The organism is Parapedobacter indicus (assembly GCF_900113765.1).
Classification (GTDB): domain Bacteria; phylum Bacteroidota; class Bacteroidia; order Sphingobacteriales; family Sphingobacteriaceae; genus Parapedobacter; species Parapedobacter indicus.
The window spans coordinates 99,978-114,973 of the sequence record NZ_FOQO01000001.1 but is presented as its reverse complement, the minus strand read 5'-3'; the positions used below and the strand labels follow the sequence as shown (position 1 = coordinate 114,973).

Annotated in this window: 15 protein-coding genes; 7 read left to right on the top strand and 8 right to left on the bottom strand. The window is 51.1% G+C overall.

Annotation, left to right across the window (positions count from 1 at the left end; translation table 11 throughout):
• Window positions 1-106: 106 nt before the first annotated feature.
• Both BMZ56_RS00470 and BMZ56_RS00465 read right to left on the bottom strand, forming a co-directional pair.
• Window positions 107-1,228, bottom strand: coding sequence for a histidine kinase (locus BMZ56_RS00470; protein WP_090622508.1), 1,122 nt, complete (start codon window positions 1,226-1,228; stop codon window positions 107-109).
• A complete protein-coding gene (locus tag BMZ56_RS00465; RefSeq protein ID WP_177194992.1) occupies window positions 1,225-2,106 on the bottom strand; it encodes a LytR/AlgR family response regulator transcription factor in 882 nt (293 codons plus the stop codon). The genes BMZ56_RS00470 and BMZ56_RS00465 overlap by 4 nt, the downstream gene beginning before the upstream one ends.
• 31 nt (window positions 2,107-2,137) lie before the next feature.
• Here BMZ56_RS00465 and BMZ56_RS25530 point away from each other — a divergent pair, with 31 nt between their 5' ends.
• Genes BMZ56_RS25530 through BMZ56_RS00450 form a run of 4 tightly spaced genes read left to right on the top strand, consistent with a single transcriptional unit; the run spans window position 2,138 to window position 4,477 of the window.
• Entirely contained in the window at window positions 2,138-2,371 is a 234-nt protein-coding gene (locus BMZ56_RS25530; protein ID WP_177194991.1) for a hypothetical protein, read from the top strand.
• Complete coding sequence (locus BMZ56_RS00460; RefSeq protein WP_090622502.1) at window positions 2,361-2,936, top strand: hypothetical protein; 576 nt, start codon at window positions 2,361-2,363, stop codon at window positions 2,934-2,936. The genes BMZ56_RS25530 and BMZ56_RS00460 overlap by 11 nt, the downstream gene beginning before the upstream one ends.
• Entirely contained in the window at window positions 2,933-3,850 is a 918-nt protein-coding gene (locus tag BMZ56_RS00455) for an HTTM domain-containing protein (protein WP_090622498.1), read from the top strand. Before BMZ56_RS00460 ends, BMZ56_RS00455 begins: the two co-directional genes overlap by 4 nt.
• 48 nt (window positions 3,851-3,898) lie before the next feature.
• On the top strand, window positions 3,899-4,477 hold the full coding sequence (locus BMZ56_RS00450) for a Crp/Fnr family transcriptional regulator (RefSeq protein WP_090622495.1): 579 nt from the start codon (window positions 3,899-3,901) through the stop codon (window positions 4,475-4,477).
• A gap of 7 nt (window positions 4,478-4,484) precedes the next feature.
• Here BMZ56_RS00450 and BMZ56_RS00445 read toward each other — a convergent pair whose 3' ends face one another.
• Window positions 4,485-4,874, bottom strand: a complete 390-nt coding sequence (locus BMZ56_RS00445) for a type II toxin-antitoxin system VapC family toxin (RefSeq protein WP_090622488.1) — start codon at window positions 4,872-4,874, stop codon at window positions 4,485-4,487.
• Window positions 4,856-5,056 carry a hypothetical protein gene (locus BMZ56_RS00440; protein ID WP_090622484.1) on the bottom strand — a complete coding sequence of 67 codons (201 nt, stop codon included), beginning with the start codon at window positions 5,054-5,056 and terminating at the stop codon, window positions 4,856-4,858. The genes BMZ56_RS00445 and BMZ56_RS00440 overlap by 19 nt, the downstream gene beginning before the upstream one ends.
• 136 nt (window positions 5,057-5,192) lie before the next feature.
• Here BMZ56_RS00440 and BMZ56_RS00435 point away from each other — a divergent pair, with 136 nt between their 5' ends.
• Together BMZ56_RS00435 and BMZ56_RS00430 are read left to right on the top strand one after the other, a co-directional pair.
• Window positions 5,193-5,495 (top strand): hypothetical protein, encoded by a 303-nt coding sequence (locus BMZ56_RS00435; protein WP_090622480.1) that lies wholly within the window; start codon window positions 5,193-5,195, stop codon window positions 5,493-5,495.
• 222 nt (window positions 5,496-5,717) lie between these two features.
• Window positions 5,718-6,149 carry a hypothetical protein gene (locus BMZ56_RS00430; RefSeq protein ID WP_143072806.1) on the top strand — a complete coding sequence of 144 codons (432 nt, stop codon included), beginning with the start codon at window positions 5,718-5,720 and terminating at the stop codon, window positions 6,147-6,149.
• 45 nt (window positions 6,150-6,194) lie between these two features.
• Here the strand turns inward: BMZ56_RS00430 and BMZ56_RS00425 are convergent, their stop codons facing one another.
• The 4 genes from BMZ56_RS00425 to BMZ56_RS00410 are packed head-to-tail and all read right to left on the bottom strand — an operon-like array spanning window position 6,195 to window position 13,793.
• A complete protein-coding gene (locus BMZ56_RS00425; RefSeq protein WP_090622473.1) occupies window positions 6,195-7,592 on the bottom strand; it encodes a RagB/SusD family nutrient uptake outer membrane protein in 1,398 nt (465 codons plus the stop codon).
• 28 nt (window positions 7,593-7,620) lie between these two features.
• Window positions 7,621-10,812: a SusC/RagA family TonB-linked outer membrane protein gene (locus BMZ56_RS00420; protein WP_090622469.1), complete on the bottom strand. Its 3,192-nt coding sequence runs from the start codon at window positions 10,810-10,812 to the stop codon at window positions 7,621-7,623.
• A gap of 20 nt (window positions 10,813-10,832) precedes the next feature.
• Entirely contained in the window at window positions 10,833-11,402 is a 570-nt protein-coding gene (locus tag BMZ56_RS00415; protein ID WP_090622465.1) for a redoxin domain-containing protein, read from the bottom strand.
• A 3-nt stretch (window positions 11,403-11,405) separates the two neighbouring features.
• Entirely contained in the window at window positions 11,406-13,793 is a 2,388-nt protein-coding gene (locus tag BMZ56_RS00410) for a zinc-dependent metalloprotease (protein WP_090622461.1), read from the bottom strand.
• Window positions 13,794-14,322: 529 nt separating this feature from the next.
• Here BMZ56_RS00410 and BMZ56_RS00405 point away from each other — a divergent pair.
• On the top strand, window positions 14,323-14,889 hold the full coding sequence (locus BMZ56_RS00405; protein ID WP_090622458.1) for a hypothetical protein: 567 nt from the start codon (window positions 14,323-14,325) through the stop codon (window positions 14,887-14,889).
• The last annotated feature ends 107 nt before the right edge of the window (window positions 14,890-14,996 follow it).

The following is a 14,996-nucleotide window of genomic DNA, read 5'->3' as shown; positions in this document are numbered from 1 at the left end:
CCCTTCTAATGTTCAGCCAAACAGTTCCCGTACATTGCTACCCTGCCAAGCATTGCGCTTCCACGCAGATGGCAACCGTAAAACAATTAGTACCACAAAGATATACTTAATCACTAATATGAATACAGACCTCCACACGGTAACGGCCGGAATCGTCCCTGCCGTACCGGAATTGATACTGATGGGGGTATTTATGTGCCAGCCGGGATTCGATAAGTTTCTGGCCGAGTCCGGTGCTGATCGTTTCGCGTTCGGCAGACGATTCGGTTATGTGATTAAGCGTAATAATATGCAAACCATCCGAATTTGCACAGGGTGATACCCGGAGCAGCGCCGGTGCCGTAGGATCGCCTAACACACCGTGTTTCACCTGGTTTTCCACCAGCATGAGCAGCAACATGGGAACGATCCATACAGACAATGCCTCCTCGGCAATGTGTACCTGGATGTAGAGTTTCGACCGCCCCAGTTCCTGTAAGGCCAGGAAATTCTTTACCTGCACAACTTCTTCCGCCAGCGGTACCGCTGCTGCGGTGGGCGGAATGGAGCAATAATACTGCATGATGGCGATGACCCGGTTTATGGCCTTCCACAATTCTTCCGGATCCCTTTGGCTCATCAGCCGGATGCGCGATAACAATCCGGCTATCAGATGCGGATCCAGCTGAAGACGGAGCCACTCCAGCTCCAGTGCCTGTATCGTTGTGCGCTTCCGGTCCAGCAACTTGCGGAAATTTTCCCGATGCCTGTACAAGACGATACCCTGCGCGACCAGTTGGTACGTGATACCAGCCAGGCCGGCTAGGTAACAGGTAGCTACCGCCACGGCAGAAAGGTTGATGATATCGCTGACCCAGTATCCCCGTTCATCCCAGTGAAATCGCAAGGCGCCCGATCCTAGGCTTATGGCCAGCAGGAAGCACGAAACCAGCACAAAATCAAGGACAAGGTAGGCAATCAGCCACCCGCCCGTGGCCCACGGCCCCCGTCGATAGCGAAAAGCGCGGGGAAGCAAAAACAGGATGGCCAGGTAGAAACAGAGAAATTGGGCCGCGACGATGACCACCCTGGTGGCCAGGTCGGGAGCGGCCATGGCATCCAGCCCCAACAGAAACACATATCCCGGCACAAAAGCCGCCACAAATGCCAGATGGGCCCACAACGGCACGGGATGCCGCCGTTTGAAGCGCCTGTACCAACGACGTATCCGCGGCACCGCCGCCATCATCCAAGTTGGTTCAGGTACAACTTGAATGCCTCTTTGTACGGTCCGCTGATGGGAAAATGGTGACCGGATTGTACCTTTACCAGCCCTTCGTGTTCTGATACAATCGCATCCTTTGCTACCAGGGCACTTTGGCTGAGCTGAATAAATCGTCCCGAATACTTTATACGTTTGTACATCGCTTTCAGACTACCATAAACAACGTTAACCGTACCATCTTTGCGGATCACTTCGAGGTGATTTTTTTCAGTTGAATGCGTACATAAACAACAGATCGCATCCATCTCCACGAATACCAACGCACCCGATTTGACGTCACGTATCAATAGGTGGCTCGGGATTTCCTTCTTCTCCTTCCGTAGCCGTGTCATCCACGTCAATCCCTCTGTGATTTTCTCGGGTTGAACCGGCTTTAAGAGGTGACCGGCAACCATCGTATCGATGGCTGCAATGCGGTATTCCGGATGGCCTGTAAAGAAATAAAACAAGGTGCACCACGCTTTGAGTTCCGTAGCCATGCGGATCCCCTCCAGGTCATCGGGATTACCTGTCCCTTTCAGGTCCAGGTCGCAGAAAATTACATCCACCGGCCCATGAAGATGCAGGTAGGCCAGCGCCTCAATGGCTGTCAGGTATGTTTTAATCAATACAAGGTCCGGTATGTGTTGGATAACAAGTTCAAGGTCATCCAGCGCAAAGCGCTCATCATCTATAGCAATTGCTGTGTAGGTCATGGCAGTCGGTTTGTGAATGTAACGAATTGTAAAATTAACAATAATTCCTAAAACGATTAAACCAATTTCCTGCAAAACGTACCGAATTTCCCGCAATACCCCTCCGAAAATCCCGATGCCATTGGCCTCCCGTGCCGTATTGTCCATTTTTAGGCAAGAAATCAACACATCACAAATCATGAAAAAGATCACGAATTTCACCCCTGCAATCGCATTTGCGCTCTTACTATCGGCCGCCCTGATGGTGGGAATCCCCCCGGTACAACCGGTAGCCAAAGCCACTGTGTATGCGAAAGACAAAGAAAAAGACCCGGAGGAACCTAAGCGGATTTTTGACCGACGCATCGCCTGGGGGCCCATGCCGGAAGCGGCTGCCACCTGGAATCATGTGTTGGCGCGGTATGGCGAATAACAAATTTACCGGCCGGGTGCGGCTGGCGGCAGCTGTCGCCATCCTCTTTCACCTGACCGTGATCGGCATCCACAATATGTGGGCTTCGCTGGAGGGGTGGTGCCGCATCCGGGAGGCCACGAATGTACCGGCGATGGTTACAGCCGTGCGGGAGGCATTGCAACAGGCCGCGCTTTCTCCGCTTATCCACGGTTATGCCCGGATAACCGGGCTGAATACGGGATACACGTTTTTCGCCCCGCAGGTAGGCAGCTTCTATCACTACGAAGTGGCGTGTCTCTCTCCCGATGGCTCGGACGGCCGTGTGGTTTCCCGCCCACCGTTATCCGGCGCCCAGGGGTACCTCCGGTATCAAAATTTTCTGGAACTCTTTCATGTGTTTCACTCCGACGACCCCGCCGAAAATGCCGACAGGCGCTACGCACGGGCTGTCGCTAAGAGTATGGCCAGGCACTTGCTGCCTGCGCCTTGCTCCCGCTACCGCATCCAGGTAGGCGTGTATACGCCAAAACAAACGGTATATACGCTCTATGCCGACACCCTGACCGCCAAGCCTTTGCCATGACCCGTTTCTACCGGTTTTTATTCCATTTTCATCCGAGCCCTATCTGGACGGATGCACTCCGTATTGGCGTATGCACGACCCTTTTGGTTGATATGCTGCTGCTGAAGGCTGATTTTCCGGCACTCTATGGTGCAGACCACTTCGTGGATATGCCCCTGCTGGCCCTGAAGCAGGACTTCCCTGCCATCCAATTGGATCCGCTGTCGCAGCACCTCGTGTGGGTGGCCTACGTGGGAAGTTGCCTCGCCGTGATCTGCCGCTACCGGCCGCGGATGGCACTTGTGCTGCTGCTTATCCTGCACCAACTTATCTTTACCGGTCATACACTCTTTGCTTATGGGTTTGACTATCTGGCGGCCAGCGCTTTGTGGTATGCCGTGTTCGCACCTACCACCCGCAAAAGTCCCTGGCACAGCCCCATCCTCCGTACGCTGCAAATGCACCTATGCGCGGTATATGCCGTAGGCGGCATCAACAAGGCTTTCGGTGCCGGGTGGTGGGATGGCCATGCGCTTTGGAAAGCTGTGGTACAGCCCGGTTATCCCACCGGCATTCCGGTTTCCCTGCTGGAGCAGTTGCCCGAACCTTGCTGGGCAGTGGGCGGCTGGCTGGTGATTGCCCTTGAGCTTACCTATCCGGTTTTCATCTGGTGGCGCCCCACACGGCGTTTTTCCCTTTGGGGTATCATCGCGATGCATACAGGTATTGCGCTGATGATGGGCTTGTATCTGTTCTCGGCGCTGATGATGGTACTCAATTTAGCGGCGTTTTATTACCCCTATCTTCCTTTTTACAAACAGTTGTTACCCCGTATACCCTTCATGGTTAAACCCCTCCGCACGCATGCCCCCCGTAGTGAAACCCCTGCCCAAGCAAGCGCAGCGGATACAAAACGTACGGAAAATGCATGCTAATGTACATGCGATCTCCGGCCCCATCCGGCCACCCTGAATAGACAGACCATGAACCGATTCATTAATTACATCCACCAACGCATCCCGTTATCGGCCCCTGCCAAAGCTTTTATACGGCGACACAGCCGGGTATTGGTGTATGACCGCTTCGCCCATTTCATGACGCCCGAAGTACGCATGCCTTATTGGTGTGTGGTATTGGACGGGTTGGCGTGCGGATACACGCTGGATGCCGATGGTCAACGGCACATCCGTTGGTTTGCCAAGGAAATGCAGGGCTTTGCGGGCCTACGACACCTGTACACGCCCAAACAAGCCGAGCATTACATTCAGTTTACGGAAGTGACGACCATTTTATGTATTCGCGCGTCGCATATGCGCGAGGGCAAGGAGCGCTTCACCGAGGTGAGCGAATTGCTACACTTGATGAATCAGCGCTATAAGGAAAGACAGGATAAGCTGATTAACGTATTGCAACAGACCTTAGCTTATGACCGCTATGTCCGTTTCCTGACTGACTTTCCGGAACTTGCCAAACGCATAACCCCTGAACAACAAATGGATTTTATCAACATTGCCCGACCGACTTACTTTCGGGTGCAAAAGCAGTATCTGACTGATAAGTAAAAGTGGATTATTGATTTTTTGGGTTGATATATTCCAGCGAAGGAACTTTCAGAAAATCTTTATCATTATCTGCTATTAACACCAAATCATTCACGATTGCCGTCGCAGCAATCAGTGCATCGGGAAGCTTGATTTTATGAATTTTTCTCACTCTTATTGTTTCGGCTATAATATCATCATCAACTCCAATAACAATTGAATTGGAAACAAACTGCTCGTATATCAATAGGTCATCGGGATTTTCGGGTGTCCAAACCTGAAGCTCGATTTCGGAAACAAATGAGAGGTTACTCTCCACATCAACAATACCATCGATAAAATCCAACGCAGGTTCCGGAAACGTACCGTTCAGATATTTGATTACGGCTGATGTGTCTATTAAATATCCCGATGCCATTCGCTACGCAGTTCAGCTAATTGTTTATCAATTGCCGTCTCAACCATGGGAGTTTTTACGTTTTTGCGTAATGAAGACATTTTCACCGGCGTTTTCACCACACGAATCAGCTGTAAGTCTTCCAGCTCTTTGAGAAGCCTATAAGCCTTTTGGTTCGTTAATTCGATAACTAATGTTTGCATGCCTTTGTATTTTTGCACTTAAGACAAAGATACTAATCCTTTTCCACTATTCATTCTGAGGACCACATAAAACCCAAAATTTCATTTTGTCTCATATGAGATTGTGGGCGTTTGGCGAATGTCGGTCCTTTGCTTTATGAATACAGTAACACACGAAACACCGCACGGTATTCCGCTCGTCGTCCAAGTGATCGCTTATGTCGCTATTGCGCTTTCCGTAGAACGACAGGTTGAGTCCTTCCCTATCCGAGCCTCCGTTTACATACCCTGTTCGTGTCCTCCGAGCAATCAAGTACCTGTCTTGATTGCCGCTTTACGGAAAAAGAAAGATTGCGCCCAAAAGGACGCACTACCGAACCGACCGGACCCGCGCGTCCTGAAATATCCGATCGGCATGGCAGCAGACGAACTAGAATCGGGAGGATATCGTTATGGCTAGTCGATTGGCTGTCCACATCTCCACGCACAACCGCAGAAATGCCCTGTTTCGGCGCAGGGCCGTGGGAATTAGCTTTTGGATGTTTCCGCGCCAGATACCGGGGCATTCGCGGTGTAGTCAACCGATGACCGACTAACAAACGGTTATTTAACAAACAGTTATTTCAAACATTAAACGGTAAGCATTTCCGTATCGAAAAATGCCTTTACGATTATGGAAAAGATGAAAAACATAATCACAGGAGTATTGTCAGTTGCGGTGCTCTTCATTGCCTTTCAAGTGGGTGTAGCTAACGAATCGTCCACAAACAAATCAACGTTTCTGAAGAAACACACCCAGTCATTCCTTACCGATTTTACTATCCAAGGGGATACCCTGTGGTTTCCGGTAACGATTAATGGACTGGATGATATGGATCCTGCCAGCCAACAGGTATCCGATCAGCCAACCGACCAGCGGCCGAGCGGCGATTGTGACCCGGACAATTCCGGAAAAGTATGCTCGGTGAAATTGGACATTTCGGGTATAACCGACGAAACCGCTTATAATGAATTAAAAAGTCGGATCAATGATTCCACAAACCCAGCCACCATCCAGGATTTCCTGGATCTGGGAGCAACGGCTGAGGAATACTCTCACGAACTTGCGCCCTAACCAAATTTGTAACCCGGCTGGCACATTGTACCAGCCGGGTTTGCTTTATCGTTCATTCTGTTCGTATCCGCCTACCTGGATTGCTTCCAACGGAATTGGCCAGATGTACCGATTACTACCTGGCTCGAGCGTAAACGTACGATCTCCCAAGACCCGCGTCAGTGTTTTTGCATATTTGGTTTCCTTATTCAGTCGTCTCAAATCTTCCCAACGCACCCCCCTGAATACCAGTTCCCGCCTGCGTTCCGCCAAAATTCGATCGAGCAATTCATCGGCATCCCGAACATCCCATGCCACGAATGTGTCTGGCAAAAAGCGGTGTTTTCGTAGGTTATTCACCGCCGCCAGCGCCGTTGGAATGTCCCCTAATCTTACTGCACACTCCGCCTTGGTCAGATATACTTCATCGGTAGCCATCCCCGTAAAATAAGAATACGACGTTGCATCATAGCTCCCTTTAAAATTGAAATTTTCGTCGCTGTTTTTGAGGAAATAAGCCTCACGGCGAATGTCCCCATCTTCGTAGCTGTTATACAGATCATTATCTACGAGCATATAAGTGGTAGTCAGCATGCGTAAATAAATAGTCATTTGACCGGAAAGAGTAGTCAAAAACAGCACTTCGGGATTGCCTACTGCCAGGGGCGTAAATGTCAATGGCTTGTTTACATCTACCGTATTGTAATCCAACAATTCGTTGGACAGTGCAAGGCATTGGTCAGCATATTCATACGCATGCTGATAATCATCCATTTGCAGGTAAATACGGGAAAGCAGTGCAAGTACAGCTGCCTTATTAGGTCTATAGGTGGTAACGGCGTTGACCGGAAGTAATTCCTTGGCCACATCCAGGTCTTTGATAATTTGCCGGTACGTATCCTTCAAACTCGAACGCCCAATCTTAAGGGTTAAATCAGGCTCCAGCCTGAGCGGTAAACCCAGCGATTCCGAAGCCGAACTTTCCTCATATACCGGGCAGAACAACTGTGCCAGGTTATAGTAATTCCATGCCCGGTGGAAGAGAGCCATTCCTCTCGCCTGTTCCGCAACCGCTTTGTCACCCGCAGACAGGGATAAATTACCGATTCCATCCAGTACCAGATTCGCCCACAGGATGCGCTTATACCCGTCGTTCCAGTCCAGCTTAGACGATTCATTCCCTTCAAATATTTGCTTCTCCCACGTGTAGGCTCTTTTTTGGTAATTGTGATTGACCCCCGTTGGGAACGTATTGTAAGACGGTTCGGTGAGGTAAAGTTCGTCGCTACCTATCATACCCAAGGCATGGGAAGACACACTCATTGTGCCCGTATTATCCAAGAGCGCGACGTAGTCTGCTAGAGACTGAGGGACGCGCTGCCTTACCGAGGGTCTGATATCCAGAAAACTTTCCCCGCAGGCACACAGCAGGCACGCGGATAGCGTAAAAAAGAAATATTTCATTTTACAATTTTATTAAGTTGATGTTCCATTAAATCGAAAACTGTAAACCCAGCGCAAAGCTTCTTGGGGCAGGATAGTCTGCAGACGGAAACTCGGGGTCGACGCCCGATTTGTTGGCACGCCAGAGAATACCGAGGTTACGCGCATAGAGTGAAAGGCTGATACTCCGGAACGGCAATCTGCTGAAGGTGTTTTTATTCAGCGTGTAGGAAACACCGATATCCCGTAGCCTGATCACATCCCCCTTATCGATCAGTGCAGCAGAATAACGGTAATAATCAGATATCCCCAGGTCGCTTACCCCAATCGCGGCGGGCACATCGGTGAAGCGTTCATCCCCGGGCTTTTCCCAGCGCTTGAAATAATCCATGTGGTAACGCGGAATAAGTAAGTTAAGATATTCGTCGCCCGGGCTCATCGACGTTCGGCGGAACACGTGTCCAAAGTTGTAGGTAATCAGGAAATCCAGTTTGATCCCTTTCCATTGGATGTTATTCCGCAATGAGCCGAAAAACGGCGGCACGGTCACTCCAACCTTAGCCAGTTCATCATAGCTAAGCCCTAAAACGTAATTTGTATACGCACTGACTTCCGTTGTCGGCTTGCCATCCACATACACAACCGGCAGACCATTATCCGCGCTTAAGCCATTCCACGGCGTAGCATACAGCAGATCAACCGACTTTCCCACTTCGGGAATAGACTTCGTGACGAACTCATATGCATAGCGCAACACCGGCCTCGTGAGGTGCGTGATCTCATTCCGGCTGTAGCTTAGCATGGCTGTCGTATTCCACGATAGCGCCCCTGTCAGGTTACGGGTATTCAACTGGATGTCCCACCCTACCGTTTTCAGGCTCCCATAATTTACTTTGTAACTTTGGGAAGTCGGTATGCCCAAAGTAGGGTCTACCAGATCCGAACCCAGCAGGTGATTGGCCCATTTGGTGTAATACTCAATACTGCCATTGACCCGCTGCTGTTTGGTCCGCCAATCCAGCCCTACGTTCAGCGTATTTACGCGTTCCCACCGAAGGGATGGGTTTCCCGGGCTGGTGAGGTTTGCATACGTGAGCGAGGTATACCCATTGGTGTTCAGGGAAATGGTTGGGTAATGACTTTGTGTTTTATCGATGTTGCCCGCGCTTCCGTAGGTAGTCCGTAGCCTAACATAGGGGAAAGCCGACAGCCGGTAAAAGGGTTCCTGGCTAATCTCCCAACTGCCACCTGCCGACCAAAGCAGCGTGCCCCGCTGGTTTGCTTTCACGCCCAGCAGATTGCTTCCATCCCACCGCATGCTGGTGCTCATTGTATACCTTTCCAGGAAGGTATAACTGCCATTCCCGAAATAGGACAGATACCTATTGGTTGTCTTATCGGGTAGGCCGACGCCCGCGGCAATCGACGAGGAACCGCTGGGTCTGGTCGGAAACCATGTGCTGTGGTCCAGTTGGCCTGTGCCGGTCCATACATCCTTGTCAAAATTGTACAGCGTTACCCCGGGTGTCAACCGGGTGATTGTTTGCCTCACTTCCGCACCACCCAAAACCGATACCGCATGCTTATCCCTAAACGATTTGCTGTAATTGAGCTGCAACCGGCCCGAATGGGCCTGACCGCCAGACGTTGCGTTGTAGTCCATGATGCCATTATAGGGAATAACGCGGTTTCCTGCCTCACCGGTAAACCGGTTCACCAAATCGCGCACATAGTAGCTTTCCTTATCGTGATATTCAGAGCCACCCGATTCACTTACCAGGTATTGATAGCTAAGCGCTGCCTTGACATCCCGCAAAAAGGTGTAGTTGACAGCGCCGTTGAAACGTACCGTTTGCGCGCTCGTCCGGCTATCGTTCAGCCTGATCTCGTCAAGGGGGCGTTCCATCCAATCGAGCAGCCCCGACTCTTCGGCCCTTTCGTGATAACTGCTGCGGTACCTGCTTATGATGCTGCGAGGGTTGCCGTTTTCATCCACAAGACCTTCGTAAATGGAGGCTGCTTTCAAATGCCCCCGGCCATTGTTTTTATCGGACTGCTTGGTATACCAGATGGCACCTGTTATTTCGAGGCCTTCAAGCGCCTTGTAGCTATTCTGCATCCCCACGTTGATCCGCTCATCGCCATTCCCCACGCTGACGCCCCGGTTGCGGTTGTAGCCGCCCGAAAACGAATAGCTGTAGCGCTCACTGCCACCCCGCACGCTCAGGCCGTACTGCTGGGTTATGGCCGGTTGATACAGGTATTGAAGCGACTGGCGGCGGAGATCCGTCTGTTTCATCGCGTTTTCAGCAGCATTAAAATCGTTGTCCGCGATCAAGCCATCACGCTGTTTGATCAGCAACTCCACGTAGCCGGGCAGGAAGGTACGGTCATCTTCCCGGTAAGCCCCGCGCTCGAAGAGTTCCTTTTGGATATCCATCACCGTGGCGGCGGGCAGATATTGCTGGCTGTAAAATAGATCCGGCTTGGCAACCACATTGATGTTGCTGTTGAACGAAATGCGTGCCGGCTGGTTGTACCGTCCGTGTTTGGTGGTGATCACGATGACACCGTTGCCTGCCCGGGCTCCCCAGATGCTGGCCGCCGCAGCGTCTTTCAGCACGGTGACGCTCTCCACATCATTCGGATCAATGGTGTTCACATCGCCCTCAAACGGGAAATTATCCACCACGATCAGCGGTTCCGAATCGGCCTCGATGGTGCTCAACCCCCTTACCCGCAGCCTCGGTTTGCCGTTGATGTCCTCGCCGGACAGGTTGCTGCGGTCAAACAGCAGGCCGCTGGTTATCCCTTCCAGCCGGTCGAGTATGTTGGGGCTTACGCTGCGGTTGAGCAATTCGTTATCAATGTGCGTAAACGAACCGGTGGCACGTTCACGCGGCACGGCGTAATAGCCGGTGTTCACTTCGACTTCCTGCAGCATGCCGGGATCCACTTCCAGCACGATCCGCAGGGTTTTGGTGCCGGCATCGATGGGCACTGTTTTGCTGAGATATCCCACGTGGGTAAACAGCAGGGAATCCGGTGCCTGCGGGCGGCGGATGGAGAAGTTTCCGCTGGCGGTTACCCGGATGGTCCTGCCATTGCCCAATAGCTGCACAGAAGTCTGGGGCAGCGGATCGCCCTCTTTATCGGTCACGTTTCCGCTGAGCAGTTCCTGCGCCGCAACCGGGCCGCAGGAAAATAAAATGAATAGGGTAAAAGTTATCGCTGTCTTCATATGAAAATGGTTTAGTTTGGTTACCGGGTTGGCTGGTTACCGGCACGCTGCGGTTGCCTGGCTTCCAGGGGAAACGCTTCGCGATGACCCGCCAGGACCTTCCGTATGTTTTCGGCCGTGAGGAATTTCGATTCGGGGGTTGCATACACCCGTCCGTCTTTAATCCAGGCCGTATTCCGGAAACTGCGGCCCGCGAATGCTTCATACAGCACACTGTCTGCAATGATGGAAGTCATGTTCCATTGAAACCGCCTCAATATCCGCTGCGTGGTTTCCAGGGTTTGGTAAGTAAATGGAATGACCACGTAATTCTCCCCCTTCAGCAGGGGCTGTATGCTATCGCATTTGATGAAGGAGCGGATGCAGGGACTGCATCCATTAAACCAGAAATAGAGGATGACCAGTTTATCCCGGTAATCCTCCAGCTTGACGGTAGTGGATTCGCCGGTTGTCAGGTCCATGGCCGGATGCACGGTACTGAAAAATTCCTCCGGCAGGCTATCGCCCACCGAGTAGGTTTGCGCATGCGTGTACCCTGCCTGAAACAGCAGCAACAGCATGACCATACTGAGTTTGATTTTTTTCATCATACATTAAAAGATTTGGTGTTGTAATTGATTAATAAGCAGTTCATCGCCCTCCCGTTGCAGGAGGGTGCATAGGTTTGAAATCGTTTCCCGGGCAACGAGCTGTTGCGGTGTGGGTGCCTCCCCGGCCTTCGTGTTTTCAGGGAACGCGATCTTTTTGAGCTGCATGGCGAACGTCCACCGGAGGGATGTACGGTACCGGTTGTCCGGTTCCGGATTGCCTATCGGTTGCCCGAAAATCCATCGGCAGAGCCGGTCCGGGTGATCCGGGCTGCCATCCGCAACCGCTTTCACCAGCAGCGTCTCCATCAGCCGTTCGTGTAGTTTGGTGATGTCTGCCATGGGGTCCAGGCCGATCCGTCCGGTTGCCGGGTTATCCAGCAGCCATCGGGGCGGGGTGATGAACCTGTCGCGCAGGAACTCCAATGCCCGGGTCTGGTCATCGGTTGATACCCGTACATTATTCCACTCCCCTTCCGCCGTGCGGATGCGGTGGTACCTCCCACCGATCCATGCGGTTACGGAATTCAGGTAATTGCCGTATTGACCGATGACCTCACGGTACACTTCGGTGGCCTGCCCGGGATGGGGATACCATACGGTCAGGCTGTCCACCATCCGTTGCAGGTTGTTGATGCCATACGTGGCTGCAAGAATGGGATCGTCCCCCAAATCCTCAGCCTGGCAGCGGGGATCGGTGGATTGCCGTTCCTCTGCGCCGAACCAGCGCATGCCGCTGTCGCCCGTTTCCGCTGTCCAGTTATTCAGCCGTTGGCGGTCGGCTTGGGTATCGCCGGATGAAGGCCGGTAGCGGTACCCCCATTCGATGGCCCACCGGTCATACGGGCCGATGCGGGGAATCAATCCCGGTAGCGGCACCTTATCCCCGGGCTGCGCCACGTAATTGACGCGCACGTAATCCATAATGGACGGGCTGATGGGGTTTTTGGCCAACCAATCGGAATCCCGGAGGTTTTCCACGGGCACCACGGACGACGCCCCGAAATTGTGCACCAGACCGAGGACGTGGCCCACTTCATGGGCAATGATTTTTCGGATCATGGCGCCCATAAAGGCCGTATCCGTTTCATTGCCCCGCAGCATGGGCCGGTGTACTGCGCCCATCATGCGTCCCCATTTGATGATGTTCCGGATGTGCCCATGATGCCAGGCGATGTGCGCGTTGAGTATCTCCCCGCTTCGGGGATCGGTAACGAGTTCGGCCGTCGCATTCCGTACACGGCTCGGTTTATAGCAGATCATCGGATAGCGCGCATCGCCCACCATCCGGCTTTCCATTCCGGGGGGCACACGCTCGCCGCGGATGGCGTTTTTGAAGCCCGCCTGCTCCAGGGCAGGCTGCCAATCGTTAATGCCCTGTATCATGTAGGGTACCCACTCCTCGGGCATGGCCGGATCGATGTAGATGACCACTGGTTTGGCGGGTTCGACCGATTCGCCCCGGAAATAGGCTTCCCGGTCCTCCGGGCGTGGCTCCATGCGCCAACGCTTTACCATCCGCAAGTCTTGTTGCGGGGTGTAGGGATTGCTGTAATCGGTGGCCGACTGCGTATAATACCCAATGCGATGATCGGGCTGCCGGATTTCATAAGGGATGATGGGCAACAGGAACCATACCGAACGCATGCCCAACCGTACCCTTTCGCTGTTGTAGCTATAGGTTTTGATGCTGCTTGTAATCAGATGGCTATCGGTTACTTCCACTTCCGAAATTGCGGAATGCTGCGGCTGCATGGCTCCTACCTTAAATTTGCGGCGCAGCGAACTGGAAAAGGTCATGATGGTATTATCCCCGGATAGGAAATCCGTGGCATCCACCAGTGAGCCGTCGTCTGCGCGATTGCGGCATAGCACCGGAAAGCTGTGGAGAATCGGTAAAACATCGGCGTTAGCGGGCGCCGCCAGTTTGCCATCATCTGCGTGTACCCGGTTTGAATAATCGAGCGGATAGATGACGATGGCGTCACCCGATTCCCTATCGAACCGGAACAGGCTTTCGTTCGCGAGATCGCCACTGTAACCGATGAAATTGAGGAATGGGTCGAAGGGTTTGTCGCCTGCCCAACCCTTCGCCAGGCGGTTTATCGTCAGGATATCGCGGCCAAGGAGTGAGTCGGGAATCTCCAGATAGATCTTCCCTCCCATTTCATGCACTCCCAACATGCCGTATTGGGATTTCGCATCGGAGGCAACAATCTCTGTAAATGATTTATTGCCCGACGGCACAGGCCCCGAAGATTCGGGGCGCTGTGCGTGGGCTTCCAAACACATGATCGTTGCTAAAGCCAACAGGCTGAAATGTCGTATATACGTGCGTTTAAGTTTATGTTTGGAAAAGGCATACCCCTCCCTTATGCGTAAAATTCGCTCCATTTAATTGCTTGATTTTAGGTGTAAGAAAATTCTCTAAAAGGTGTCTTAACCCAATTCAAGCTGGCTTAGCAATAATTGCTTTATAAAGATTGGCAGTGGAAATCTTCCACGCTTTGGAAAAAGCGGCTTCCCCCTTCCCTATTTGAGATCGGAAGCCATTGGGGAGACGTAAAAATAAAAAACTCGTTTTCATATGGTTAGTTGAAAACGAGTCTCGTAATATATTAGGACGGTGCTACTATAGCGAGCCCTAAGATACCGTCGTGCAGGCTTCCGAGGGCCTTAGGAACAGTACAATAGGGCCCATAATGCTATAGCGCATACCAAAGGTACGCAAAATATCACTATGGGCATTGATCCTATTGCCTCGTCCGTCAAAGCAAACTCGGAATTCGCACGCGAGACTCTATGTCAATACCAATGCTTAAACAATATCGAGATAAGCATCCTAACAAAGATACAAATAAATATTACAATAAAAGTAAATTAATGATAATTTTTAGCGTAAATTGATTTATCCCTTTGCGGGATGAACACCGATAACCAAGAGTATTCTAAAGCGATAGCTGGCAGAATACAAACTATTATGAAAATCACCGGTTTAGATATTGCTGGATTTGCTGAATTTTTCAAAAAATCCACTTCCCACATTTATGGAATATTAAACAGTACGAGGGCACTTAGTGAAGTCTTTGCAAGAGAAATTGGAGACAAACTGGAATTTGATGGTGCTAAGATTTTTAACCTGAATTCAAAGATACCTCCTTCTATCTCAAAAGCTGAAGCTCTGATAAAATTTAAGATCGATCACAGAGATAACCCAGAATATTTTCTAAGTACGAAATCTAAAAGAAGTCCTAATTCATTCGTTACGGATGTGCTCCTTAAATCAGATTGTTTTAAGGACGGTTATAAGTATTTAAACGAAGTTGCGGAATACTGTAAGATTGAACTAAACAAAGAGTTTGTTGATGACCAATTATCAAAAGCACTCCAGTACGCTGTGAAAACAAAAGTCCTCAAGTCAATTAAAAAGCCGATAATGCTAAAGGGTGGAGGTTTTGGCAAACGCCTGGTTGATGTTTACTACCTTTAAGTCTGAAAAAAAGACAAACACCTATAGCCAACATTTCGATCAAATTCAAAAATCTTTGCGGTCAAATAGGTAAAATCCTCTGATAGGAGTGTTGATAATGACTATTG